Consider the following 24190-nt stretch of genomic DNA (forward strand, 5'->3'; position numbering starts at 1 on the left):
AAGGGCTTCAAGCCCAGGATTCCCATGGCTCTTTCCCGCACCGCGTCCTACGGCCAGCCCGACCACGAGCTGGCTCCCGTCGCGGCGGACGCGATCCAGCTCTCGCCGCTGGTCGTCGGCGCGACGGACCTGGCGTCGATCGAGGACGGGGCGCTGGACGAGATCGCCATCCGCGCTCCGGCCGGCGTGGTGGAGCGGCGATTTGTCCTGGCTCACGCCTTGCGCGCCCTGACCGTCGAAGGGCGGCTGACGGTGTTCGGCCCCAAGGATCGCGGCGGCCTTCGACTGAAGAAGGAACTGGAGGCTTTCGGCTGCGTGGTCGGCGAAAGCTCCAAGCGCCACAACCGCATCTGCGTGGCCCTGCGTCCCGCTGCGCCGACAGGCCTTGTCGAGGCGATCGAGGCCGGCGCGCCGCGCAAGGGCGTCGACGACCTTTGGACCCAGCCTGGCGTGTTCAGCTGGGATCGTCTGGATCCCGGCACCGCCCTGCTGCTGAAGACCCTGCCGCCGCTGTTGGGCGCCGGCGCCGATTTCGGCTGCGGCATCGGTTGGCTATCGAAGGCGGTCCTGGCCTCGCCGAAGGTCACCAAGCTCAACCTGATCGACCTGGATCGCCGGGCCATCGACGCGGCTGTCCGCAATATCGAGGACAGCCGCGCCGACTTCCTCTGGGACGACGCCCGCCAGGCCGCCGCGCGGCTCGGGTCGCTGGACTTCGTGGTCACCAATCCGCCCTTCCATGAAACCGGCGGCGAAGATCGTTCGCTGGGCCAGGCCTTCATCAAGACCGCTGCGGCCAGCCTGCGGAAGGGCGGCGACCTGTGGCTCGTGGCCAACCGCCACCTGCCCTATGAGGTGATCCTCAACGAGCACTTCGCCAAGGTGAAGCTGGCGGGCGAGACCAACGGCTACAAGGTCTATGAGGCCCGCAAGTGACCAAGCCCCTGATGGCCCGCCTTGACCGGCTGCTGGCCAATCTGGGCTATGGCAGCCGCAAGGACGTCCAGGCGCTGATCGCCGGCGGCAAGGTGGTGCTGGACGGCAAGGTGCTGAAGGACGTCGGGACCAAGGTCGCCGTCATCGCCGACCTGCCCGAGCGGATGACGATCCGGGGCCGCCCCGTCGATCCGCCGGCCCCGTTGGTGCTGGTCATGCACAAGCCGCTGGGTGTGGTGTGCTCGCATAAGGAGGACGGCGAGCGGATCTATGATCTGCTGCCCAAGCGCTGGCAGATCCGCGATCCGGGCCTGTCGACCGTGGGCCGGCTCGACAAGGATACTTCGGGCCTGATCCTGATCACCGATGACGGCGACTATCTGCACCGGGTGATCTCGCCCAAACGCCATGTGCCCAAGACCTATCTGGCGACGCTGGACCGGCCGCTGAGCGGCGCGGAAGGCGCGCTGTTCGCATCCGGCGAACTGATGCTGGAGGGCGAGGAGAAGCCGCTGCTGCCAGCTGTTCTGGCGGTGATCGACGCCCACCATGCCCGGCTGACCATCACCGAGGGGCGCTATCACCAGGTACGCAGGATGTTCGCGGCGGCGGGCAATCACGTGAACGCCCTGCATCGCGAGAGCATCGGCGGCCTCGTTCTGCCGGCCGATCTCGAGCCGGGGCAGCACCGCATCCTTCCGGCCGTCGAGGCCGAGCAGGTGTTCGGCGATGTCTGAGCCGACGGTCGTCGACGCCCGGGGGCATCGCTGTCCCGTCCCGACCCTGCGCCTGCGCCGGGCGCTGGAAGCCGCGCCGGCCGGTGGTCAGGTCCGGCTGATCGCCGACGATCCGCTGGCCCGGATCGATGTGCCGCATTTCGCCAGCAGCGCCGGAGCCACGGTGGTTTCGATCACCGACGAGCCCGGCGGGGCGATCAGCTTTCTGGTGACAAAGGCGCCTTGAGCGCTACAGGGCGCGGGCCCTGCAGCAAGGCCTGAGGCCGCTCGTCCAGGGCGATCTCGACCTCGGTGGCCAGGGCGCCGCCCAGGAAGATGGCGTTCACGCTCCAGGACAGCCAGATCAGGAAGATGATCACGGCCGAGATCGAGCCGTAGGTCGCGCCCAGATGGGCCACCTTCTCGACATAGAAGGCCGAGGCCCAGGACATGAACAGGCACAGCACCGCCGCGGCGACGCCGCCGGCGATCGAGGCGCGCCAGCCGACCGGGGCGCGAGACATGGCGTAGCGGTAGATCAGGGTCATGCCGATGACCACACCGAGGCTGGCCCAGGTCCATTCGCTCTGGATCCACGAGACGCCGGCCAGGGGCTGGATGTCCAACGCGCTGCCCAGCAGGCGGAAGGTCAGGAAGACGCCCGACATGACGAACAGCAGGGCGAAGGCGGCGATCAGCACGAACAGCGCCATCAGGTTGAACCCGACGAAGCCGCGCTGGTCCTCCTCGTCGTGGATGAACGACAGGCCCGCCAGCAGGGCCTTGAAGCCGCGATGGGCGGCGTAGGCGCCGATGACCAGCACGACGGCGCTCTGGGCCGAGACGGTCTGTTCGGGGGCATGGGCCAGGCGCGAGAACTCGTCCTCGAACAGGGCGCGGGCCTGGTAGGGCATCAGGTCGGCGAGGTTGTCGGCCTGGGCGGCGGCCTGTTCGGGAGTCAGCAGCAGGCTGTAGAGGCCGATCAGAATCGCCAGGCCGGGGAACACCGCCAGCAGCACGAAGAACGAGACGCCGCCGACATACAGCATCACGTCGCGACCCCAGATGCGTTGCAGGGCAAGGCCCAGCACGCGCAGGATCTCCCGCGCCCAGTGGATCGGATCCAGATCCAGGTCGCGCCAGCGAATGGGATTGTGGTCTTGCATCGGCCGGAAACTGCCCGCGCCCGGCGACTGGCGCAACCCCAGCCCGGGAAAGGCCCGTTTTTCAACGACAAAGACGCGCCGCCTCAGGGAAGGCGACGCGTCTCCGCAGGATAAACCTGAAACCGGCCGCCGCATCGAGGGACGGATGGCGCGACAACCGGTATGCGCCAAACTAGGTCTCGCCGGCTGAACCCAGCCTGAACGGTGTCGACAGCCTTGGCGTCATCTTCACAACGCGCCGTTGGCCTTGAGGTCGGCGATGGCCTCGGCCGAGAAGCCCCAGTCGGCCAGGGCCGCGTCGTTGTCGCCGCCCACCTTCGGCGGCGGGCCCTGGATCTTGCCCGGCGTCGCCGAGAAGCGCGGGGCCGGCGCCGGCTGCATCACGCCGCCGACCTCGACGAAGGTCTCGCGGGCGGCGTTGTGCGGATGGTTCGGCGCCTCGGCCATGGTCAGGACCGGCGCGAAGCAGACATCGGTGCCGTCCATGATCGCGCACCATTCGTCGCGGGTCTTGGTCGCGATGACGGCGGCCAGCTTGGCGCGGAGTTCCGGCCACTCCTCGCGGCTCATCTGGTGCTGGAACTGCGGGTCGGTGATGCCGGTCTTTTCCAGCAGCAGCAGATAGAACTGCGGTTCGATGGAGCCGATCGAGATCCAGCCGCCGTCGCTGCACTGATAGGTGTCGTAGAAGTGCGCGCCGCCGTCGAGCAGGTTGGAGCGCCGCCCCTCGTTCCACATGCCGCCGGCCTTGAAGCCGTAGAACATCGCCATCAGCGAGGCCGCGCCGTCGCTCATGGCGCAGTCGATCACCTGGCCCTGTCCGCTTTCCCGCGCATGGATCACCCCGGCCAGCAGGCCGAAGGCCAGATAGAGCGCCCCGCCGCCGAAATCGCCGACCAGGTTCAGCGGCGGAACGGGCTTGTCCGCCGTGCCGATGGCGTCCAGCGCGCCGGTGATGGCGATGTAGTTCATGTCGTGGCCGGCGGCCTTGGCGTAGGGGCCAAACTGTCCCCAGCCGGTCATGCGGCCATAGACGAGCTTGGGATTGCGCTTCAGGGCCACGTCCGGACCCAGGCCCAGACGCTCCATCACGCCGGGCCGGAAGCCTTCGATCAGGCCGTCGGCGCTTTCGAGAAGCTTGAGGCAAGTCTCGATCGAGGCGGGATTTTTCAGGTCCAGCGCCACCGACCGTCGGCCCCGCGCCGTGACGTCGGCCGGAGAGCCCCTGCCCGCGCCCTTGCGGTCGATGCGCACCACGTCGGCGCCGAGATCGGATAGCAGCATGCCGCAGAACGGACCTGGGCCGATGCCGGCGAACTCGACGATCTTCAGTCCCGAAAGCGGCCCCTGGCCCATGGCGTCCTCCTCATCGACCTTTCAACGCGGTCGTTCGACTGACTTAGAACGGCGCTGACCTTCGGTCATGCAAGGAGAAGATCCTCCCTCTTTGGGGGAGGTGGCCCGGAGGGCCGGAGGGGGTCCTCTCCGGTCTAAGCCGTGGAGGACCCCCTCAGTCGCTCCGCGACAGCTCCCCAGAGGGGGAGCATCTAATTGAACGCACACTTTCTCGACCTCGCGCTTTCGCTGCGATGGTGGTGGGAAGGGCCGCGGAGCGTCCGGACGACGTCCGGAGGGTTGAATAGTGAGTACCGTTTCGACGAAGCCGTCCGCTCCGCGTGGCCTGCTTCCAGAAGCCTTCGAGACGCGGGGTCTTAACCCGCTCCCAAATTCGGCCTCCGGCGGGCGGAGAGGTTAGCGTCCCCTCCGGACCGCACAGGCGATTTCAGCCTGTGCCTGCCGCGCTCATCGAACCTTCGTCGCCAGGCCTTCGTCCCGATCTTTCAGGAACCCGACCTGGACCGCCGCGAAAGCCGTCACCCAAGACCTCGACGAGCGCTTCCCGCTCGACCACCTCTAGAAGCCCGTCAGGTCGCCGGCCGACGTCCCTTCCCTTGCTTCCGGGTGAGATCAGTATGAATCGGGTTCAAGCGCCGAGGATTGGCGTGATGCATTTAATTTTAGCGCGTTGAAATCGCTGAGCTCTATCTCGCGTACGCCGGGGATAGAGCACGCTCTGTCCCCATGCGCCGTCATCCTGGCGCCCGCTGCCCGGGCAGTCGCCCGCCTGCGGCGTTCCATCCCTATCTCCGGTCCGAGCCTCTGCTATGTTGCGGCGTCGAATCTGGATGGTCGATGTCGATCAGGTTCGACGGGTTTCGGGTCGGAGGTAAGTGTGGCGGTAGACGCCCGGATCCTAATCGTGGCGCGCGACGATCTGCGCGCCGGCCCCCTGGCCGAGGGGCTGGATCGGCTCGGCTGGCGGACGATCACCGCGCGCGGGCCCTATGCCGCCCTCGCCGCGCTGGGCGACCTGCCGATCGAAGCCGTCATCGTCGACCTGGCCAGCGCCGGTCCCGACACCCAATCCCTGGCGCGGCGCCTGAAGGCCGCCGTCGCCCCGCGCCGCCTGCCGGTCATCGCCATCGGCGAGCCCGACGGCGCCCAGCAGATCCAGAGTTTCGACCTTACCCTGTCACCGCCTCTGCATCCGTCGCAGGCCGCGCTGCGCCTGGAGTCTCTGGTCCGCACCGCCATCGCCGAGGAGGAGTTCGAGCTGCGGCTGGAAACCTTCGGCGAGCGCGGCCGCCGGATGGACCTGCCCGAGCCGCAGCCCTCGCCGTTCCGCATCCTGGCGGTGGGCGAGCCGGCGCCGCAGTTCCTGGCCCTGTCCAACGCTCTCAAGCGCAGCGGCGCCGAGGTGGTCGGCGCCTTCACCGCCTATACGGCCTTCGACTACCTGCACGAGCGGGCGTTCGACTCGGTGGTGCTATGGGCCGGCGACAATCAGCAGGAAGCCCTGTCGATCGCCGCCGGCATGCGCCGCAACACCCGCCTCTTCCACATCCCGGCCATGCTGTACCTGAAGGCCGAGAGCTATGTGACGATGTCGGAGGCCTTCCATCGAGGCGTCTCGGACGTCGCCTCGCCCGAAACGCCGGAGGTCGAGACCGCTCGCCGGGTCATCGAACTGGCCCGCAACTATCGCCGTGGCGAATCTATTCGCGGCGCGCTGGAAAAGGCCCGCAGCTCAGGTCTGATGGACGCCGCCACGGGCCTGTTCACCCGCGACCTCTTCGCCGCCCACCTGGCCCGCCTGACCGGCGCCGCCCGTGAACGCGCTCGCCCGCTGTCGATCTGCGTGCTGCGCGTGGCCGACAAGCCCGAGACCGTCTGGGCGCGTCAGAACGGCTGGCTGGACCGCGCCATCCCGCAGATCGGCTCGATGGTCGGTCGCCTGGTCCGCGTCGAGGACACCGCCGCCCGCCTGGCGCCGGAAGTCTTCGCCCTGGCCCTGCCCGCCACCAACCAGAACGCCGCGCGCGCCGCCGCCGAGCGGATCGCCGCCGTCATCGGCTGCACCGCCTTCGACGCCGGCGAGGATCGGCCGCCGTTCGTCTGCGAGTTCGACATCGGTGTCGCCCAGATCGAGAACGGCGAAGGCGCGGTGAAGGCCCTCGAGCGGGCCGCCGCCCGCGCCCTGCAACGCGAAGCCGGCTGAGGTTTCCTATGAGCCAGCCTCAAAGCGCTCCGATGATCGTGGACGTCGTCGCCGACGTGGTCTGCCCGTGGTGCTATCTGGGCTGGCGACGGCTGAAGGGCGCGCTGGCCCTGCGTCCCGACGTCGACGCCAAACTGATCTGGCGGCCCTATCAGCTGGATCCTTCGCTCCCGGAAGAGGGCGTGGACCGCAAGGCCTACATGGCCGCCAAGTTCAAGGACCCTGCCCGCCTGAAGGCCTCGCATGACGCCCTGGTCGAAGGCGGCGCCGAGGAAGGCATCGTCTTCAAGTTCGACCAGATCGCCCTGTCGCCCAACACCAACGCCGCCCATCGCCTGATCCGCTGGGCCCTGTCGGCCGGCGTGCAGGACGCGGTCGTCGAGGTCCTGTTCGAGGCCTATTTCACCAACGGCCTGGATATCGGCGATCCGATGGTGCTGGCCGATATCGGCGAGGCCGCCGGCATGGAGCGGCTGGTGATCCTGCAGCTGCTGTCGGAAGGGGCGGACAAGGACGCCGTCACCCGCGAGCACGCCATGGCCGTGCAAGGCGGCGTCACCGGCGTGCCGTTCGCGATCTTCGCGGGCAAGGTGGCGGTCGTCGGGGCCGAAACGTCCGAACGGATCGTCGAAGCCATTGACCAGGCGCGCCTGGCCGGGGCCTGATCTTCAGAGTAACCGCGCATCGGGGGATGTGATGCCGCACGGCAACCAGCAAATGATCAGCTATGCGATCACCGGCGTGATCGTCGCGATCGTCTTCATCTTCCGCTTCCGGTCGATGAACCGCGAGCGCCGCCTGAAGCTCGAATACATGTGGATCCTGCCGACGATCATGATCGCGGCCATGGTCGCGCTGTTCCTCCAATTTCCGCCTCACGGGACGGACTGGCTGTGGCTGGGACTGATCTTCCTGGTCGGCGGATCGATCGGCTGGCTGCGCGGCAAGCTGATCCCGATCAGCATCGATCCCGAGACCCACCTGCTGAACACCAAGCCTTCGCCTGCGGCGATCCTGTTCCTGCTGGGTCTGTTCGTGGTGCGCTTCGCCCTGAAGGCCGTGCTGCAGGCCGAGGCCTCGACCTGGCACATCAACGCGGTGCTGCTGACCGACGGCTTCGTGGTGCTGGGCGTGGGCCTGTTCGCGGTGTCGCGGATCGAGATGGCCCTGCGCGCCTGGGGCCTGCTGCGCGACGCCCGCGCGGCGAGGGCGATGGCCGCCTAGGGCAGCCTGCCCTGGTCCGCCAGCATCTTCGCCGCCGCGTCGAAGCCGGCCCAGGCCGCGCCCGCCAGGGCCGCCCCCACGCTGACCCGCCGCACGCCGATCTGCGCCAACGGAGCCACCGACTGGCCGGGCCAGGCCATCAGCACATTGACCGGCCTGGGCGCGACCGCCTTCACGATCTGCGACACCTGGTCGATCTCGATGACGCCCGGCGCGTAGAGACAGTCCGCGCCCGCTTCGGCATAGGCGACAAGGCGATCGATGGTCGCGGGAAGGTCCTTGCGGCCGATCAGGAAGCCCTCGGTGCGGCCCACCAGCACGACGTTCTGACCCGTCGCGTCGATGGCCGCCCGCGCCGCCTTGATCCGCTCGACGGCGAGATCGAGGTCATGGAGGTCGCGGCCGACGCGATCCTCGATCGACAGGCCGGCCACGCCTGTGTCGACCGCCAGGGCGACGTTTGCCGCCACGCCCTCGGGATCGTTGGCGAAACCGGCCTCGAAGTCGGCGTTCACCGGCAGGTCGGTGGCCGCGCACAGCATCCGCAGGTGGTCCAACACCTGGTCGCGGCTCAGTCCGCCGTCGTCCTGGCCCAAGGCCCAGGCGGCACCGGCGCTGGTCGAGGCCATGGCCTTGAAGCCCAGCTTCGCCAAGCGCTTGGCGCTGCCCGCGTCCCACGGATTGGGCAGGGTGAAGCAGCCCTCGTCGTGCAGGGCCCGGAACGCGGCGCGGCGGGCGGTGAGATCGGTCGACATGGAGATCCTCCGAGGTTTCGCCTTCGATATCGGCTGGGCGTGACAGGGAGTGACAGCAGCGATCAGGGCAGCTTCGACCAGGGGCGCTCGCCGCGCAACGGCTGAGCCCAGACCACCCACCAGCCGTCCTCGCGCCGATAGAGCTCGGCCGCGCCGCCGGCCTTGAAGTCCTCGGCGGTCAGCAGAGTGCGGCCCCGGCATTCCGTCGGCAGACTGGGCGGCGTGGGCCCGCGCAGGATCACGACCTCGGCGTCTCGGCACAGAGCCGCCAGCGGCGCGCCTTCGGGGCTCTTGCGGGTCCAGGACAGCGAGACGGGCGCGGGCGCGCCAGGGCCGGGTTTGCAACTCAAGTGATCGCAGGCGAAGCCCTCCCCGTCCTTGGGCTCCAGGCCGCGCCGACGGGCCCACAGCTCGACGCCGAAGCGACGGACCTCGGGCCGCAGGACGATCGCCGTCTGGCCTTGCCGAACGGCGGCGGCCGAGCCGTCGGCCGACACCCAGGCGTCCGGCGCGACGGGGCGCGGCCACACCGCCACGGCCAGGGCCAGGGGCACGCCGATCCAGCGCAGGCGGCCGGTCCAGAGGCACAGCAGCATCACGCCCAGCAGGGCCAGCACCAGGGTGAAAGGCGGCGCGCTGGCGACGATCGCCTGGCCGCCCAGGGCCTCGAAGCGGCCCGCCACCGCGACCATCGCCTCCACGCCCCAGCCGGCGATCCTCAGGAACGGCTCGCCCCAGCCGACGCCTTCCAGCACCGTGCCCAAGGCCAGGAACGGCATGATCACGAAGGACGACAGCGGCGCGACGACGAGGTTGGCCGGCAGCCCCCAGACCGCGACGCGGTTGAAGTGCTGCATGGCGAAGGGACCGGTGGCTAGGCCCGCCACGAAGCTGGCCCCGATGCTGACCGCTAGCCAGCCGCCGGCGGCCTGGATCGCGCGGATCGGCCAGGGCACCGAGATCTCGCGCACCGGCCTGGGCCAGGCCTCCGCCAGGGCGATCAGGGCGGCGGTGGCGGCGAACGACATCTGGAAGCCCGGCGCGCCGGCCGCCTCGGGCTGCATCGCCAGGATCAGCAGCGCCGCCAGGGCCAGGCCGTGCAGGGTGACGGCCTGGCGGTCGAACAGGATAGCCGCGAAGGCGACGCTGGCGGTGATCGCGGCCCGCTCGGCCGGCGGCGGCGCGCCGGAGATCACCAGATAGCCCGCGACAGCGGCCAGCCCAGCCAAGGCGGCGATCTTCTTGCCCGGCGCCCGCAAGGCCAGCCAAGGCCAGGCCGCTATCCCCAGCCGCGCCAGGCCGAACACGAAGCCGCCGACGATGGCCATGTGCAGACCCGAGATCGACAGGATGTGCGCCAGCCCCGAGGCGCGCATGGCTTCCGTCTGTTCGGGCGTGATCCAGGCCTCGTGGCCGGTGACCATGGCCGCGCCGATGCCGCCGCTGACCGGACCCATGTGCTGGAGGATCCGCTCGGCCAGCCGCCAGCGGAAGGCGTTGACGGCCATCACCGCCCGCAGGCGCCAAGGCGGCGGCTCCAGGCGGATGACGCGAAGCTCGCCCAAGGCGAAGCCGACCGCCCCGACCGAGTCGAACCAGGCGTCGCGCGCGAAGTCGTAGGAGCCCGGCGCGGCCGGCGGCGGCGGCGCGCCCAGGATCGCTCGCAGACGCACCGCGTCGCCGGGTTTCGGAACGTCGGCCGGATCGACGGTCAAGCGGATGCGGTTGGGCGTCGCCTCCGGCGCGAGACCCGAAATGCTCACCGGCGCGATCAGCACCCGGGGTCCGCCTGCGCCGGGGCTGACCACATCGACCACGAAGCCCTCGACCCGCCTGGGCGCACGCTCGCCATCGATGACGGGCGCGGCCACGCGATCGCTCCGGATCTTTCCGGCCAGCGCGCCCGCCGCCGCGAAGGCCATAAGCGCGGCCACAATGATGATTCCCCGACCGGCGTTCCGTTGGCTGGCCAGGACCCATCCGCCCAGGGTCAGCGCCGCCAGGGCAACGAGCAGAAGCAGCGGCGGCTCGACCGGCGCTTCCAGATAGGCGGCCGCGCCGAGGCCGAACCAGACTGGGCTCCAGAGCACCCAGCGCTCGAGATTGGCCTCGACCTCGTCGCGAACCGAACGCAAGATCGCCGTCGGGCTAGGCCACGCGCGAACCGCCGTGCTAAGACGCGCCGCCCAAGCCGCGCCTCGGCGCGCGATCCCGGCCGTCTCGGCGGCGTCCAGCCTTTCAGCATTGAGTTCGATGTCGAACCCCTCCTCCACCGACCGCGGCGTGGTCACGCGCTTCGCCCCCTCGCCCACCGGCTTCCTGCACATCGGCGGCGCCCGCACGGCGTTGTTCAACTGGTTATATGCACGCCATACGGGTGGGAAGTTCCTTCTTCGCGTCGAGGACACCGATCGCGAGCGCTCGACCGAGGCCGCCGTCGCCGCGATCTTCGAGGGCCTGGACTGGCTAGGCCTGAAATCGGACGAGGAACCGGTGTTCCAGCACACCCGCGCGCCGCGCCACGCCGAGGTCGTGCAGCAACTGCTGGAGCGCGGCCGCGCCTATCGCTGCTGGATGACGGTCGAGGAGCTGGAAGTCGCCCGCGAGAAGGCCCGCGCCGAAGGCCACGCCATCCGCTCGCCCTGGCGCGACGCCCCGCCGCCGGCCGATCCGTCGGCGCCGCACGTCATTCGCTTCAAGGGCCCCGCCGAGGGCGAGACCCTGGTCGACGACCTGGTCAAGGGTCCGGTGACCTTCAAGAACACCGACCTCGACGACCTCGTCCTGCTGCGCAACGACGGCGCGCCGACCTATAACCTGGCGGTGGTGGTCGACGACCACGACATGGGCGTCACCCACGTGATCCGAGGCGACGACCACCTCAACAACGCCGCCCGCCAGACCCTGATCTACCAGGCGATGGACTGGGACCTGCCGGCCTTCGCCCACATCCCGCTGATCCACGGTCCGGACGGCGCCAAGCTCTCCAAGCGCCACGGCGCACAGGCGGTCGGCGAGTTCGCCGACATGGGCTACATTCCCGAGGGCCTGCGCAACTATCTGGCCCGCCTGGGCTGGGGCCACGGCGACGACGAGGTGTTCAACGACGCCCAGGCGATCGAATGGTTCGACGTCAAGGACGTGGTCAAGGCGCCCGCGCGCCTGGACTGGGCCAAGCTGAACCACATCAACAGCCATCACCTGCGAGTCGCCGACGACTCGCGCCTGGCCGACCTGGTGCTCAAGGCGCTGATCGCCCAGAGCGCAAGCCTGCCGAGTGATGCGCTGGCCCGCCTACTGGCGGTGGTCCCGCAAGTAAAGGAAGGCGCAAAAACCATCCTCGAACTGGCGGAACACTGTGCTTTCGCACTGAAAATCCGTCCGCTGGCGATCGAAGAAAAGACCGCCAAGCAACTAACCGAAGAAACCGCCGAACGGCTGACGCGCCTGCGCGATCGCCTGGCCCAGACGCCCGACTGGGAGGTCGAGGCGCTTGGCACGTTGTTGAAATCCTTCGCGGAATCCGAGGGCGTGGGCTTCGGAAAGTTCGGTCCGTCGCTGCGCGGCGTGCTGACCGGCGGCTCGCAGGCTCCCGACCTCAACAAGGTCATGACCGCCATCGGTCGCGAGGAGACCCTCGGCCGTCTTGACGACGCGCTAGCGGTGCGCGCATGAGGCGCCTATAACGCACTCGCGAAATGAAACTTGGACTGCTCGTTCCATCGATGAAGGGGTTTCCCGCATGACCGATAAAGCCACACTGACGATCGGCGACAAAAGCTACGACCTGCCGATCCTCAAGGGCAGCACGGGTCCGGACGTTGTCGACGTCCGCAAGTTCTACGGCGACAGCGACCACTTCACCTTCGATCCGGGCTTCACCTCGACCGCGTCGTGCGAGAGCAAGATCACCTATATCGACGGCGACGCCGGTGTTTTGCTGCACCGCGGCTATCCGATCGACCAACTGGCCGAGAAGTCCTCGTTCCTGGAAGTCTGCCATCTGCTGCTGAACGGCGAACTGCCGACGGCCGATGAATTCGCCAAGTTCGAACGCAACATCACCTATCACACGATGCTGCACGCCCAGTTCGACAGCTTCTTCCAGGGCTTCCGCCGCGACGCCCACCCGATGGCGATCATGACCGGCGCCGTCGGCGCCCTGTCGGCCTTCTACGCCGACAGCCTGAACGTCGACGATCCCAAGCAACGCGAGATCAGCGCCCATCGCCTGATCGCCAAGATGCCGACCATCGCCGCGCGCGCCTTCCAGTACAGCGTCGGCCGTCCGTTCGTGACGCCGCGCAACGAGCTGTCGTACTCGGAAAACTTCCTGCGCATGTGCTTCTCGGTGCCGGCCGAGGACTGGGTTCCCAACCCCGTCCTGACGCGCGCCATGGACCGCATCTTCATCCTGCACGCCGACCACGAGCAGAACGCCTCGACCTCGACCGTCCGTCTGGCCGGTTCGTCGGGCGCTCACCCGTTCGCCTGCATCGCCGCCGGCATCGCCTGCCTGTGGGGCCCGTCGCACGGCGGCGCCAACCAGGAAGCCCTCGAGATGCTCGAGGAAATCGGCACGGTCGAGAACATCCCGGCCTATGTGCAGGGCGTGAAGGACAAGAAGTACAAGCTGATGGGCTTCGGCCACCGCGTGTACAAGAACTTCGATCCGCGCGCGAAGGTCATGCAGAAGACCTGCCACGAGGTCCTCGGCCAGCTGGGCATCAACGACCCGCTGCTGGAAGTGGCCATGGAGCTGGAAAAGATCGCCCTCAGCGATCCCTACTTCATCGACCGCAAGCTCTACCCGAACATCGACTTCTATTCGGGCATCACCCTGCGCGCGATGGGCTTCCCGACCAACATGTTCACCGTGCTGTTCGCCCTGGCCCGCACCGTCGGCTGGATCAGCCAGTGGAAGGAAATGTTCGAAGACCCCACCCGCAAGATCGGCCGTCCGCGCCAGCTCTATACGGGCGCGACCCAGCGCGACTACGTGCCGGTCGAAACCCGCGGCTGAGCCTTCGGTTTGGATTGAACTGGAAAAGCCCCGTCGCAAGGCGGGGTTTTTCTTTGGGCAAAATAGTTTGTCATCGCGGAAGCCTCGCAGAGGCTCCCCGGGACCGCGGCAAGCGTCTGCGTTTCCGGTGGTCCCGGCTCTCCGCTTCGCTGCGGCCGGGATGACAGGTGTTGGGGCGCTACTTCCTCAACAGAAAACTCAGCACCTCGGCCACGGCGCGATAGAGCGCTTCGGGGATTTCCTCGTCGATCTCGATGGTCGACAGGGCCTGGGCCAGGGCGGGGTTTTCTTCGATCGGCACGCCGTGCTCGCGGGCGGTCTCGACGATCTTCTCGCCGACCCAGCCCTGGCCCGAGGCCACGACCTTGGGCGCGTCGGTTCCCTCATAGAGCAGCGCCACGGCGATCTTGCCGCGACCGCCCGGTCCCGTGACGCCGCCGCTCACGAGGCGCGATCCACGAACCGGCCCGGGGCCGTCGGGGCGGCCGTCGGGGAGCCGGGGTGGAAGGCCACCTCGGGCGTCAGCTCGGCCTCGCGGAGGGCGGCGTTCAGACCTTCCTCTCCGGCCTGCAGCCGCGCCATGGCTTCCGGGCGCTCGGCCCATACTCCGACCCGGGCCATCGCGCCCGTCAGGGCGACCTGGACATGGACCGGGCCCAGGGGCTCGACGTCGAGCGAGAACCGCGCCCGCCAAGTGCGTTCGAGGGCCGGACCGCCGTCGGAGCCGCCGCCTCCGCCGTCGCGATTGATCTCGAACTGGGCGACGGCGACGCCCTGAGGCGTCTGGAACGGCAGGTCGAACACCCAGCGGGGCGACTTGGCCTCGGCCGCTCTTTCCGGCTCGTGGCGGCCCTCCGGCAGCGAGGCGATCTGCGACAGTTCCTGGCGGGCGATGGCGCCGCCGACATCCTTCAGCAGCCGGCGCGCCAGTTCGGCGGCGGGCAGGTTCTGGGGCAGGTCCGAGCGCGTCGCCGCCTGGGGCGTGGTCGGACCGCCGGCATAGGGCGGAGGCGGCGGCTGGGGCGCGGCCTGCACACGCGGGGCGACGGCCCCATAGCGCGCGGCGACGGCGGGCGGGTCGGGTCTTTCGGACGCCGGCAGATCGTCGAGTGGCTCCTCCTCGATCAGCCCCACCATCAGGATCGGACGGGCGGGCGCCGAGGGGCGGGCCTCGGTCTTCGGCGGATGCGGCGGCGGCGCCTCGAGATCTTCCGCCAGAAGCGGCTCCGGCGCGTCGATCAGCTCCTCGGGCGAGGGCGTGGCGGCCGTTGCGACGCCGACCGGCGCCGGTTCGACGTCAGGCTGCTCGGGCGGTGTCAGTCCTTCGGGCGTCTGGAGCGCCTGTCCCGGCCCGAAGGACGGCGCCTGGGGCGGGTTCGGCGTTGTCGTGTGCGTCTGCGCCGGCGTCGCCATCCTGGCGCTCACGGCGGCCGTATTTCCGTAGGGCGCGGGAGAAGCGGCGCGGCCCTCGGGATCCAGCGCGCGGTCGGAAGTCTCTTCTTCGGTCGGAGACTTCAGGGCCGGCGCCTTGGCCAGCCAGGTCGAGACCACGGCGCGCAGCACCAGCAGCGCGGCCTTCATGTCGCCGCCGGCCGCTTCTGCGCCTAGAGCGGCCTGGGCCGTCGGTGTGGGCGCCGTGTGCGTCTGTTGAGGCGGTGTTCTCGCCAACCTGGCCTCGAGGAAGACGCCGGAGCCCTGGACCGCTTCGCGCAGGGCGTTGGCGGTTACCGGCTGCGTGGTCGGCAAGGCCTTGTCGAGCACCGCGCGGGCGGCTTGGCGGACAGGCTCGGGCGTCTCGGGGCGCCGAAGGACGGCGTCCAGATTGGTCATCATCGGCGCCAGGCCGCTCTGCTTGCCGACCGCCTGGGCGGCGGCGGCCTTCACCGCCGCCGTCACCTGATCAGCCAGGGTCGCGAGGCTGGGCGGCGTATGAGGCTTGTCGACGCCGGTCGAAGCGGAAGCGGCATGGGCCTGAGCGGCGCCGACGTTGGACCGCCCTTCCCCGCTGGCGATCTCGCCCAGCATCATCGCGTTCTCGGCCGCGATGGTCCGGGCCGCCGCCTGCAAGGCCTTGGCCGCGTCCGTCACCTGGGTCGCGGGCGTGGCGGGGAGGATCGGCGTGATGGGCGCTGTCGGATCGATCGCCAAGACTCAGGGCTCCGGGCGGGGTCGGCGTCGAGGATCGCAGCAACCGCGCTCGATGTCGATCAAGCGGCTATCGGCGACGCTCCAGGAAGCCCCGCAGGGCCTCGGCGGCGGCCTCGGAGGGATCAGGCATGCCGCGCCCCATCCGATCCAGCGCCGCGTTCTGCTCGGCGATCTGGCGGGAGCGCAGGTCCGGATCGTCCAGCCGCGCCGCAACGGCCTGGGCCAGGGCTGCGCCGTTCAGGTCGTCCTGCAGGTATTCCGGCGCGATGGCCTTGTCGGCGGCGATGTTGATCAGGGTCACCCAGCGCGGCTTGAACAGCATCTTCAACAGCCGATAGGTGGTGGCGCTGACGCGGTAGCCGACCACCATGGGGCAACCGGCCAGGGCCAGTTCGGTGGTCACGGTGCCGCTGCAAGCCAGGGCCACGGTTCCGGCGACCATGGCGTCGTCCTTGAGGCCCTCGTCCTCGACGACGTGGGCGCGGAAGGGCCAGCCGGCGACGCGCGCCTTGACCGCCTCGACGACGGTGAAGGCGGCCGGCACGACCACGGCGAGGTCGGGACGCTGGGCCTTCAGGCGACGCACGGCGTCCTCGAAGGCCGGCATGACGCGATCGATCTCGGACGGCCGGCTGCCCGGCAGGACCAGCAGGATCGGCTCGTCGGGCGACAGGCCCAGGGCGGTCCGCAGGCGGGCCGGATCGGCCTTGGCGAAGTCCTTGGCCAGGGCGGAGTTGCCGACAAAGACGTTCTCCAGGCCGGCGGCGTCGAAGAACGGCTTGTCCATCGGCTGGATCGACATCAGGAAATCGACCGCCTTGGCCAGACCCCTGGCGCGGCCCGGGCGATAGGCCCAGACCTGGGGCGCGACGTACTTGACCAGCGGCAGGCTTGGCCGCTGCCTGCGCAGCGCCTGGGCCAGGCGGATGTTGAACCCCCAGCTGTCGATCAGCACAGCGACGTCGGGCCTTTCCCGTTCGGCCAGGGCCAGGGTGTCCTTCAGCCGGGCCATGGCGCGCGGATAGGCCTTCAGGCTCTCGACGATGCCGATGATCGACAGCTGGGCGATGTCGAACGGGCTCTGGACGCCCTCGGCCGCCATCTTGGCGCCGCCGACGCCGACGAAGCGGACATTGGCCTGGCCCAGGCGTCGCTTCAGGGCCCTGGCCAGGCCCGCGCCCAGGGCGTCACCCGAGGCCTCGGCCGCTACGAGCATGACGGTCAGGGGGCGGGTCATCCCCGGCTCCGCGGTTCGACCCCCAGGACGAACAGGCCCAGGTCGTTGGCGCAGGCGATCACGGCCTCGCGGTCGACCACCAGCAGGGCGCCGGCCTCGCCGACGATCCCGGCCAGGCCGGCCCGCGCGGCGCGGTGAAGGGTGGCCACGCCGATGGTGGGCAGGTCGACCCGGGTCTCCTGGATCGGCTTGGGCGCCTTGGCCAGAACGCCGCGGCGGTGCTCGGCCGTGCCGCGAATGGCCTGGGGAAGGTCGGCCACGCGGCGGAGCATGGCGTCGGTGCCCTCCTGGGCCTCGACGGCCAGGACCAGGCCCTCGCAGACGACCGCCCCCTGCCCCACGTCCAGCTTGCCGATCTCGCGGGCCACCAGCAGGGCGCGCTCGATATCGGGTTGATCCTCGGGACGCGGTGCGTGCAGGCCCAGCACGCCGGACGGCAGAGTCATCTCGCTGCGCACCTCGTGGGCGCCCTCGATGTCGAAGCCCTCCTTCTCGAACTCGTCCAGCACCCGCCGCAGCAGGGCGTCGTCGCCCTGGCGGGCCGCCTTGATCAGCGCCGGAATGACCTTCATGCCGCGCATGTCGGGCATCAGGGCCGACCATTCGGGACGATCGACCGTGCCGGCGAAACAGACGGCCTCGCAGCCCTCGGCCTTCAGAGCCTTGAACGCCTTGCCGAACTCGCCCAGCCCGACCTCGAGGCCCGGATAGCGGCTGAGGGCGGCGTCGGCGAAGCTGCGCAGGCGCATGACGGCGAAAGGCCGCCCGGCGGCCTCGCAATGGGCCGCCAGTTCGACGGGAAGCGCGCCCCCGCCGGCGATCAGACCAAGCTTGCGCATGGAGATGAGCCTAGACCTCGCGTTCGGGCAGGCAAAGCGGACGATTGGCGTCCGCGCGGATGAAATCGACGATCTCCATCACCTCAGCGTTGCCGGCGTGGATCTCGGCGACGTCATCCAGGCGCTCCTGGAAGGTGCCCTCGTCGGCGAACATCAGGCGATAGGCGGCGCGCAGGGCGTTGATCGTCTCGCGCGAGAAGCCCCGACGCTTCAGGCCGACCAGGTTCAGGCCTTCCAGGTGGGCGTGGTTGCCCCACACCGAGCCGTACGGGATGACGTCCTTGGTCACCGCGGCCAGACCGCCGATGAAGCTGTAGCGGCCGATGCGGCTGAACTGGTGGGCCGCCGCCAGACCGCCCATGAACACGAAGTCGCCGATGGCGACGTGGCCGCCCAGGGTCGCGCCCTTGGCCATCACCACGTGATCGCCGACCACGCAGTCGTGGGCGATGTGCGAGCCGACCATGTAGAGGCCGTCCGCGCCCACCGTCGTCACGCCTTTGCCCGACGCCGTGCCGGTGTGCATGGTGACGTGTTCGCGAATGATGTTGCGTGGGCCGATCAGCAGCTCGGTCTTCTCGCCCTTGTGCCCCAGGTGCTGGGGCGGGCCGCCGAGGTTGGCGAACGGGTGGACCACGCAGCCTTCGCCGATCGTCGTCACGCCCTCGATCACCACGTGGGACATCAGCTTGACCCCGGCCTGCAACGTCACGTCTGGACCGACGATGCTGAACGGGCCGATCTCGACGTCGGCGCCCAGCTTGGCGCCGGGATCGACGATGGCGGTGGGGTGGACCTGGGTCATTTGGTCGGGGTCTCCACGACCATGGCGGCGAATTCGGCCTCGGCGGCGACCTTGTCGTTGACCTTGGCCACGCCCTTGAACTTGAAGATGCTGGAGCGGGCGCGCGTGACCTCGACCTCCATGCGGATGACGTCGCCGGGGCGTACGGGATTGCGGAAGCGCACGCCGTCGATCGACATGAAGAAGATGGTCTTGCCCTCGGTGTCGACCTCGAGCGACTTGCTCATCAGCACCGCGCCCGTCTGGGCCATGGCCTCGACGATCAGCACGCCGGGCATCACCGGATTGCCCGGGAAGTGGCCCTGGAAGAACGGCTCGTTCATCGTCACGCACTTGATGCCGACGATCGACTGGTGCGGGCGATAGTCCTCGGCGCGATCCACCAGCAGGAAGGGATAGCGGTGCGGAATCCTGGCCAGGATCTCGGCGATGTCGATGTCGGTCTGCACCGGTTCTGCGATGTCTCGGCCCATACTTAGCCCCTTGTTCCCCGGCCGCCCGCCATGCGTGACAGCCATGCGGTCTCCCGGAGCCACCGCTTGAGCGGCCGCGCCGGAAACCCAGTCCATGTTTCGCCTGCGGGCACGTCCTTGAACACCGACGCCGACGCGCCAATGCTCGCCCCCGAACCGATGGTCAAGTGATCCGCGACACCGGCCTTGCCGCCGAACTGCACGCCGTCTCCGACGACGGTGCTGCCCGAGATTCCGGTATAGGCCGCCAGCACGCAATTGCGCCCTAGACGGACGTTGTGAGCGACATGGACCAGATTGTCGATCTTGGTGTTCTCGCCAATGGTCGTATCGCCGAAAGCGCCACGATCCACGCAGCTGTTAGCGCCGATGGTGACATTGTCCTGGATCACCACCCGGCCCAGCTGGGGCAGGTCGACGATCCCCTTGGCCCCTGGCGCGGCCCCGAATCCGGCCTCGCCGATCACCGCGCCGGCGTGGACGCTGACCCGGTCGCCGACGAGGGCGAAGCCGATCACGGCGTTGGCGCCGATCACGCAGTCGCGGCCGATGGCGACGCCGGGACCGATGACGACGCCGGGCGCCAGGCGGGTCCCGCGTCCGATTCTCGCCCCCTGCCCGATCGCCACGCCGGCCGACAGCAGGACGCCGTCTTCCAGCTCGCAGTCGGGATGGATCGTGGCGGTCTTGGGATCATGGCGGCGCGGCGCGCAGAGGCGCGCCGCCGCGGCGGCCCAGGCGGCCTGGGGGTGCGGCGTCAGGAGCGCGGCGCAACCGGGCGCCAGCAGGTGCTTGTGCTCTGGACGCACGAAACAGGCGCCGGCCCGGGTGCTGGCCGCCGCGTCCTTGCGCTTGGCGTCTGAAAAGAAGGCGACAGCGTCGTCGTCGGCCGCGTCGAGCGGGGCGACGCCGGCGATCATGCGATCCGAGAGGGCCGGATTGGCAAGCTGGGCGCCGCCGAGGCGCGCCAACTCGGAGAGAGACGCCGGACCCAGGTCATCGAAGAAGCGCGGGTCCGGCATCCAGTCCTCGTCGCGGACGGCCCGGGGCTGACCCCGGGCCGACTCGCTTACTTATTGGTCGGCTGGAGAGCTTGAGCGCCCGGGACGGCTTGGTCCAGACGTTCGCGATCGAAGGTCAGCGTCTTGATGCGGGCGTTCAGCGCGGTCACGACAGCGTCGGTGATGTCCATGGCCGGGTTGGCGAGCAGAACGCCTTCGCGGTCGAGCAGCAGGCCGCAGGTGCGCTGCTGGTAGACCTGCTTGATGGCCGGATCGAGCTCTTGATAGACGCGTTGCAGCGCCTTCTGCTCAGTGGCTTCGACTTCCTTCTGGCGCAGCTGGCCCTTGCGCTGCCAGGCGTTGGCCTTGGCTTGCAGGGTCGCGGCCTGGGCTTCCAGGGCGTCCTGGGCCGTGGTCGCCTTCTTGGCGTCCAGAGCCTTGGCCTCGTTGTCGATAGCGGTGCGCTCGCTGGTCAGCTCGGCGTTCACTTGCGAGATGATCGTCTTCAGGCGCGCGTCGACGGCGCCGCCGACCTGCGAGGTGGCCACGGCGCGTTGGCTCGAGAAGATGCAGACGCCCGGAAGCGCGGCGCCGTGGGTGATGGCCGGAGCGGCCGGAGCAGCGGCCGGAGCCGTCTGCGCCATGGCGCTGGTCGAGATGGCGATGGCGACAACGCTCGAAGCGGCCGCAGACAGGAACTTGGACGTCATGATCATTGGAACCTTGTGGAGGTGGAGAACCGGAACGTTTCGGTCCGGTCGTAATCTTCCCTGGCGAGAATCTTGCTGAAGTCGAAGCGGATCGGACCCATCGGCGACTTCCAGTCGATGCTGAGACCGGCCGAGGCGCGAAGCGCCAGGTTGTCGCGAATGTTCGGGTCGAACACCCCCGTCGACGATTGACGATCGACGTCGTCCAACAGGCCGGCGGTGCCGAAGTCGCTGAAGACGGCGGCCTTGATGCCGTACTGCTCGGGCAGGAGCGTCGGGACGGTCAGCTCGAACGTGCCGATCGCATAGAGCTTGGCGCCCATCGAGTTGCTGGTCGTCGAGATGTCGCGCGGACCGATACCGGCCGTCTCGAAGCCGCGGAAGTTGGTGCCGCCCTTGTAGAAGCGGTCGTTGATGCGGACGTTGTCGCCGCCCCAGCCCTCAATGTAGCCGGCCGAACCGGTGGCGCTGAAGATGAAGTCCTTGTTGAAGCCCCAGTACCAACCCGCGTCGGTTTCGGTCTTCAGGTACTTCACGTCGCCGCCAAAGCCCGCCAGGTCCTGGTTCAGGTCGGCGAACCAACCGCGCGTCGGCTGGATCGGGTCGTTGCGCTTGTCGATCCGCAGGCCGTAGCCGACCAGCGAGGTCATGTAGGCGCCGCGCTGCAGGCAGAGGATCTGCGAGACCGAGCCGCTGGTGCACAGGCTGTCCGACACGCTGACTTCGTCGCGGCGCAGGGTGTAGCGCAGGCTCATCGAGGCGTTCTGGGTCAGCGGGAAGCCGACGCGCACGTTGCCGCCGACCGAGCTGGTGTCATACGCCGCGTAGTCGCTGAGGTCGTAGCGGAACGAGTAGAGGTCCACGCCCGCCACCAGGTTGCGGTTCAGGAACCGCGGCTCGGTGAAGGCGAAGTCGACCTGCTGACGCAGCGAGCCGACGGAGACCCGGCCGCGCATGTTCTGGCCGCGACCGCGGAAGTTCCGCTCGGTGATGCCGACGTCGAGCACCAGCTTGTCGACCGAGCTGTAGCCGGCGCTGAACGACAGTTCGCCGGTCGGCTGTTCTTCGACCTTCACGCGCAGGGCGGTGCGGTCCGGAGCGCTGCCGGGGATTTCCTCGATGTCGACTTCCTTGAAGAAGCCCAAGCGACGGATGTTGTTCTTCGAGCGGTCGACCAGCACGCGGTTATAGGCGTCGCCCTCGGCCACTTCGAGTTCGCGACGCAGGACGTAGTCCAGCGTGCGGGTGTTGCCGACGATGTCGATGCGATCGACATAGACGCGCGGGCCTTCGCGGACCTGGAACACCACGTCGACGGTGTTGGTCTCGCGGTTGGGCACGTAGCGCGGGCGCACGTCGACGAACGCGAAGCCGGCGGCGCCGGCGGCGAAGGTCAGGGCGTCGGTCGCCTGCTCGATCTTCTCGTCTTCATAGAGCTGGCCGGTGCGGATTGGCAGGATCTGGGCCAGCAGCGTGCCGTCCAGCTTCTTCAGCTCGGTCTCGACGGTGATCTTGCCGAACTTGTACTTGGGACCTTCCTCGAGGGTGTAGGTCACGGCGAAGCCGTTCTTGTCCGGCGCCAGTTCGGCCACCGACGAGATGACGCGGAAGTCGAAATAGCCGCGGTTGCGATAGTGCTTGCGCAGCTGTTCGCGGTCGTACTCGATCCGGTCGGGGTCGTAGTTGTCGTTGCTGGTCAGGAACTTGTACCAGTGCGACTCCTTGGTCACGACCACGTCGCGCAGGTCGTTGTCCGAGAACTCCGAATTGCCCAGGAAGTTGATGCCGAGCACGCCGCTCTTGGGGCCTTCGTTGATTTCGAACACGAGGTCGACGCGCTTTTGCGGCAGCTCCACGACCTTGGGGGTCACGGTCGCCGAGATGCGGCCCGAACGGCGATAGAGCTCGATGATGCGCTGGACGTCGGCCTGAACCTTGGCGCGGGTGAAGATGCCGCGCGGGCGGATCTGCACTTCGTCCTTCAGCTTGTCTTCCTTCAGGGACGAATTCCCCTCGAAGACCACCTGGTTGATGATCGGGTTCTCGACGACCTTGACGATCAGGTCGCCCGACAGGATCTCGATCTTCACGTCGGCGAAGAGGTCGGTGCGGGCCAGGGTCTTCAGCGCCAGGTCGAGGCGGGCCGCGTCGACCGTGTCGCCCGGCTGGATCGGCAGGTAGGACATGACCGTCCCCTGCTCGATGCGTTCGTTGCCCTGGATCACGATCCGCTGGACCACGCTCGACTGCGCGGCCTGAGCGAAAGCCGCCTGCGGGGCGACCAGCGCGGTGGAGCCGAGGAGAAGCGCCAGACCGGTGGCGAACGCGGCGCTATGGGCGCGAAGATTGTTCATGGGACCATTCATGGACGAAGAGCGGGCGTTCACGTGAACAGGCCGCCGATGAATTTGAACACGTCGTAGCGGTTGAGGTCGTTCCATGCCGCGAACAGCATGAAACCCAGGATCAGCGCAAGCCCCGCCCGGAAACCGGCGGCCTGGAAATCGGCGCGCAGGGGGCGTTTGGCGATGGCCTCATAGGCGTACATCAGCAGGTGACCGCCATCGAGGACGGGGATCGGCAACAGGTTCATGAAGCCGATGCTGACCGACAGGCTGCCGATCAGGACGGTGAGGCCCACCAGGCCGCCGTACAATTTGGAAGGAAGGTCGGGCGCGCCCGCGGCGCCGGCCTTGGCCACCGCGCCGGCGGTATGGCCGATGCCGATCAGGCCGCTGATCTGGTCGGCGGGGACCTGACCGCGCACCAGGCGGCCAAGATAGTAGGCGATGGTCTTGAGCATGTCCCAGACCGCGTCGCAGGCGGCGGGCACGGCTTCGATGAGGGTCGGCTTGACCAGGGTCGGGCGCGAACGGCTTTCCAGGCCCAGGGTCCCGACCTTCACGCGGCCGGAAATCTTGTCGACGCGCTCTTCGAGGCGCGGCGTGGCCGTCAGGACCACGGTCTCGGCGCCGCGTTCGACGGTGAAGCGGATCGGCACGTTGGCGCGCAGGGTGGTGTACTGCTGCAGGTCCTGGAACGAGCGGATGCGCTTGTTGTCGGCGCGGGTGATCAGGTCGCCGGCGTGGAAGCCCGCCGCCTCGGCCGCGCCGCCGGGGCGCACGCCGTCGATCCGGGCCGGGTTGGTCACCTGGCCATACGCGGCGAACAGCACCGTGAAGATCACGATGGCCAGCAGGAAGTTGGAGATCGGACCGGCGGCGGCGATGACCGCGCGTTGCCAGATCGGCTTGAAGTGGAAATAGCGACCCACGGCCGCCTCCCCTTCACGTTCGACGATGGCGCGCTTCATGGCGTCCAGGTCGTTCTGGTCGGGCACGCTGGCGGCGTTCTCGTCGCCCGAGAAGCGCACGTAGCCGCCCAGGGGAATCGAGGCCAGGCGCCACTCGACGCCGGACTTGTCGCGCCACGAGGCGATGGCCGGGCCGAAGCCCAGCGAGAAGCAGTCGATCGCCACCCCGCAGGCGCGCGCCGCCCAGAAGTGTCCGAGCTCGTGGATCGTGACGACGATCGACAGCACGAACACCGTGGAGACGACAAAGATCAGGGCGTCGATCATGAAGGCAGGGGTTCCCCG

The 24190-nt window shown here is 68.8% G+C and carries 22 protein-coding genes; 8 read left to right on the forward strand and 14 right to left on the reverse strand.

All coding sequences use genetic code 11. The features are described 5' to 3' along the window. The first annotated feature begins 24 nt into the window (after positions 1–24). From AC1RUS_RS07480 to AC1RUS_RS07490, 3 genes are read left to right on the forward strand one after another with little or no spacing between them, the layout of a single operon-like run. On the forward strand, positions 25–936 hold the full coding sequence (locus AC1RUS_RS07480; protein ID WP_492914605.1) for a class I SAM-dependent methyltransferase: 912 nt from the start codon (positions 25–27) through the stop codon (positions 934–936). After that, on the forward strand, positions 933–1673 hold the full coding sequence (locus tag AC1RUS_RS07485) for a pseudouridine synthase (RefSeq protein ID WP_492914607.1): 741 nt from the start codon (positions 933–935) through the stop codon (positions 1671–1673). The genes AC1RUS_RS07480 and AC1RUS_RS07485 overlap by 4 nt, the downstream gene beginning before the upstream one ends. Further along, positions 1666–1899, forward strand: coding sequence for a sulfurtransferase TusA family protein (locus AC1RUS_RS07490; RefSeq protein ID WP_492914609.1), 234 nt, complete (start codon positions 1666–1668; stop codon positions 1897–1899). The genes AC1RUS_RS07485 and AC1RUS_RS07490 overlap by 8 nt, the downstream gene beginning before the upstream one ends. Here the strand turns inward: AC1RUS_RS07490 and AC1RUS_RS07495 are convergent. Together AC1RUS_RS07495 and AC1RUS_RS07500 are read right to left on the reverse strand one after the other, a co-directional pair. Further along, positions 1871–2818 carry a YihY/virulence factor BrkB family protein gene (locus AC1RUS_RS07495; RefSeq protein WP_492914612.1) on the reverse strand — a complete coding sequence of 316 codons (948 nt, stop codon included), beginning with the start codon at positions 2816–2818 and terminating at the stop codon, positions 1871–1873. The genes AC1RUS_RS07490 and AC1RUS_RS07495 overlap by 29 nt on opposite strands. Before the next feature lie 228 nt (positions 2819–3046). Next, on the reverse strand, positions 3047–4174 hold the full coding sequence (locus AC1RUS_RS07500; protein ID WP_492914613.1) for a CaiB/BaiF CoA transferase family protein: 1128 nt from the start codon (positions 4172–4174) through the stop codon (positions 3047–3049). Between the two features lie 877 nt (positions 4175–5051). Here AC1RUS_RS07500 and AC1RUS_RS07505 point away from each other — a divergent pair. Genes AC1RUS_RS07505 through AC1RUS_RS07515 form a run of 3 tightly spaced genes read left to right on the forward strand, consistent with a single transcriptional unit; the run spans position 5052 to position 7601 of the window. Further along, positions 5052–6377: a diguanylate cyclase domain-containing protein gene (locus AC1RUS_RS07505; protein ID WP_492914615.1), complete on the forward strand. Its 1326-nt coding sequence runs from the start codon at positions 5052–5054 to the stop codon at positions 6375–6377. Between the two features lie 8 nt (positions 6378–6385). Continuing rightward, entirely contained in the window at positions 6386–7042 is a 657-nt protein-coding gene (locus AC1RUS_RS07510) for a DsbA family oxidoreductase (RefSeq protein WP_492914617.1), read from the forward strand. Positions 7043–7073: 31 nt separating this feature from the next. Beyond that, a complete protein-coding gene (locus AC1RUS_RS07515) occupies positions 7074–7601 on the forward strand; it encodes a CcdC protein domain-containing protein (RefSeq protein WP_492914619.1) in 528 nt (175 codons plus the stop codon). Here AC1RUS_RS07515 and AC1RUS_RS07520 read toward each other — a convergent pair. Both AC1RUS_RS07520 and AC1RUS_RS07525 read right to left on the reverse strand, forming a co-directional pair. Further along, a complete protein-coding gene (locus AC1RUS_RS07520) occupies positions 7598–8356 on the reverse strand; it encodes an isocitrate lyase/PEP mutase family protein (protein ID WP_492914621.1) in 759 nt (252 codons plus the stop codon). The two genes, AC1RUS_RS07515 and AC1RUS_RS07520, sit on opposite strands and share 4 nt — an antisense overlap. A 62-nt stretch (positions 8357–8418) precedes the next feature. Next, positions 8419–10491 (reverse strand): ComEC/Rec2 family competence protein, encoded by a 2073-nt coding sequence (locus AC1RUS_RS07525; RefSeq protein ID WP_492914623.1) that lies wholly within the window; start codon positions 10489–10491, stop codon positions 8419–8421. A 118-nt stretch (positions 10492–10609) separates the two neighbouring features. On the opposite strand from AC1RUS_RS07525, the gene gltX reads away from it, so the two are divergent. Both gltX and gltA read left to right on the forward strand, forming a co-directional pair. Further along, positions 10610–12031, forward strand: a complete 1422-nt coding sequence (gltX, locus tag AC1RUS_RS07530) for a glutamate--tRNA ligase (RefSeq protein ID WP_492914625.1) — start codon at positions 10610–10612, stop codon at positions 12029–12031. 67 nt (positions 12032–12098) lie between these two features. Next, entirely contained in the window at positions 12099–13379 is a 1281-nt protein-coding gene (gene gltA / locus AC1RUS_RS07535) for a citrate synthase (RefSeq protein ID WP_492914626.1), read from the forward strand. 178 nt (positions 13380–13557) lie between these two features. On the opposite strand, the gene AC1RUS_RS07540 is transcribed toward gltA, so the two are convergent. From AC1RUS_RS07540 to AC1RUS_RS07585, 10 genes are all read right to left on the reverse strand, one after another. Further along, the gene (locus AC1RUS_RS07540; protein ID WP_492914628.1) at positions 13558–13824 is read right to left on the reverse strand and encodes an EscU/YscU/HrcU family type III secretion system export apparatus switch protein; all 267 of its coding nucleotides are present in this window, start codon (positions 13822–13824) and stop codon (positions 13558–13560) included. Beyond that, on the reverse strand, positions 13821–15527 hold the full coding sequence (gene fliK, locus AC1RUS_RS07545; protein WP_492914629.1) for a flagellar hook-length control protein FliK: 1707 nt from the start codon (positions 15525–15527) through the stop codon (positions 13821–13823). Before fliK ends, AC1RUS_RS07540 begins: the two co-directional genes overlap by 4 nt. 67 nt (positions 15528–15594) lie before the next feature. After that, positions 15595–16764, reverse strand: a complete 1170-nt coding sequence (lpxB, locus tag AC1RUS_RS07550; protein ID WP_492914631.1) for a lipid-A-disaccharide synthase — start codon at positions 16762–16764, stop codon at positions 15595–15597. Further along, positions 16761–17603, reverse strand: coding sequence for a UDP-2,3-diacylglucosamine diphosphatase (lpxI, locus tag AC1RUS_RS07555; protein ID WP_492914633.1), 843 nt, complete (start codon positions 17601–17603; stop codon positions 16761–16763). Before lpxI ends, lpxB begins: the two co-directional genes overlap by 4 nt. Positions 17604–17613: 10 nt before the next feature. Beyond that, positions 17614–18408, reverse strand: coding sequence for an acyl-ACP--UDP-N-acetylglucosamine O-acyltransferase (gene lpxA / locus AC1RUS_RS07560; protein ID WP_492914635.1), 795 nt, complete (start codon positions 18406–18408; stop codon positions 17614–17616). Continuing rightward, a complete protein-coding gene (fabZ, locus tag AC1RUS_RS07565) occupies positions 18405–18881 on the reverse strand; it encodes a 3-hydroxyacyl-ACP dehydratase FabZ (protein ID WP_492914637.1) in 477 nt (158 codons plus the stop codon). The genes lpxA and fabZ overlap by 4 nt, the downstream gene beginning before the upstream one ends. Positions 18882–18883: 2 nt before the next feature. Beyond that, positions 18884–19903, reverse strand: a complete 1020-nt coding sequence (lpxD, locus tag AC1RUS_RS07570; protein ID WP_492914639.1) for a UDP-3-O-(3-hydroxymyristoyl)glucosamine N-acyltransferase — start codon at positions 19901–19903, stop codon at positions 18884–18886. 47 nt (positions 19904–19950) lie between these two features. Beyond that, the gene (locus AC1RUS_RS07575) at positions 19951–20592 is read right to left on the reverse strand and encodes an OmpH family outer membrane protein (RefSeq protein WP_492915286.1); all 642 of its coding nucleotides are present in this window, start codon (positions 20590–20592) and stop codon (positions 19951–19953) included. Between the two features lie 2 nt (positions 20593–20594). Continuing rightward, positions 20595–22958 carry an outer membrane protein assembly factor BamA gene (gene bamA / locus AC1RUS_RS07580; RefSeq protein WP_492914641.1) on the reverse strand — a complete coding sequence of 788 codons (2364 nt, stop codon included), beginning with the start codon at positions 22956–22958 and terminating at the stop codon, positions 20595–20597. A gap of 17 nt (positions 22959–22975) precedes the next feature. Next, positions 22976–24172, reverse strand: coding sequence for a M50 family metallopeptidase (locus AC1RUS_RS07585; protein ID WP_492914643.1), 1197 nt, complete (start codon positions 24170–24172; stop codon positions 22976–22978). Positions 24173–24190 lie beyond the last annotated feature (18 nt).

The sequence above is a fragment of the Caulobacter sp. GW821-FHT10F06 genome (assembly GCF_058809215.1).

Coding starts and splice junctions, on each gene's coding strand:
- AC1RUS_RS07480 (WP_492914605.1), top strand. CDS start 25: ATGGCTCTTTCCCGCACCGCGTCCTACGGCCAGCCCGACCACGAGCTG.
- AC1RUS_RS07490 (WP_492914609.1), top strand. CDS start 1,666: ATGTCTGAGCCGACGGTCGTCGACGCCCGGGGGCATCGCTGTCCCGTC.
- AC1RUS_RS07495 (WP_492914612.1), bottom strand. CDS start 2,818: ATGCAAGACCACAATCCCATTCGCTGGCGCGACCTGGATCTGGATCCG.
- AC1RUS_RS07500 (WP_492914613.1), bottom strand. CDS start 4,174: ATGGGCCAGGGGCCGCTTTCGGGACTGAAGATCGTCGAGTTCGCCGGC.
- AC1RUS_RS07510 (WP_492914617.1), top strand. CDS start 6,386: ATGAGCCAGCCTCAAAGCGCTCCGATGATCGTGGACGTCGTCGCCGAC.
- AC1RUS_RS07515 (WP_492914619.1), top strand. CDS start 7,074: ATGCCGCACGGCAACCAGCAAATGATCAGCTATGCGATCACCGGCGTG.
- AC1RUS_RS07520 (WP_492914621.1), bottom strand. CDS start 8,356: ATGTCGACCGATCTCACCGCCCGCCGCGCCGCGTTCCGGGCCCTGCAC.
- gltX (WP_492914625.1), top strand. CDS start 10,610: ATGTCGAACCCCTCCTCCACCGACCGCGGCGTGGTCACGCGCTTCGCC.
- gltA (WP_492914626.1), top strand. CDS start 12,099: ATGACCGATAAAGCCACACTGACGATCGGCGACAAAAGCTACGACCTG.
- lpxB (WP_492914631.1), bottom strand. CDS start 16,764: ATGACCCGCCCCCTGACCGTCATGCTCGTAGCGGCCGAGGCCTCGGGT.
- lpxI (WP_492914633.1), bottom strand. CDS start 17,603: ATGCGCAAGCTTGGTCTGATCGCCGGCGGGGGCGCGCTTCCCGTCGAA.
- lpxA (WP_492914635.1), bottom strand. CDS start 18,408: ATGACCCAGGTCCACCCCACCGCCATCGTCGATCCCGGCGCCAAGCTG.
- fabZ (WP_492914637.1), bottom strand. CDS start 18,881: ATGGGCCGAGACATCGCAGAACCGGTGCAGACCGACATCGACATCGCC.
- lpxD (WP_492914639.1), bottom strand. CDS start 19,903: ATGCCGGACCCGCGCTTCTTCGATGACCTGGGTCCGGCGTCTCTCTCC.
- AC1RUS_RS07575 (WP_492915286.1), bottom strand. CDS start 20,592: ATGACGTCCAAGTTCCTGTCTGCGGCCGCTTCGAGCGTTGTCGCCATC.
- bamA (WP_492914641.1), bottom strand. CDS start 22,958: ATGAATGGTCCCATGAACAATCTTCGCGCCCATAGCGCCGCGTTCGCC.
- AC1RUS_RS07585 (WP_492914643.1), bottom strand. CDS start 24,172: ATGATCGACGCCCTGATCTTTGTCGTCTCCACGGTGTTCGTGCTGTCG.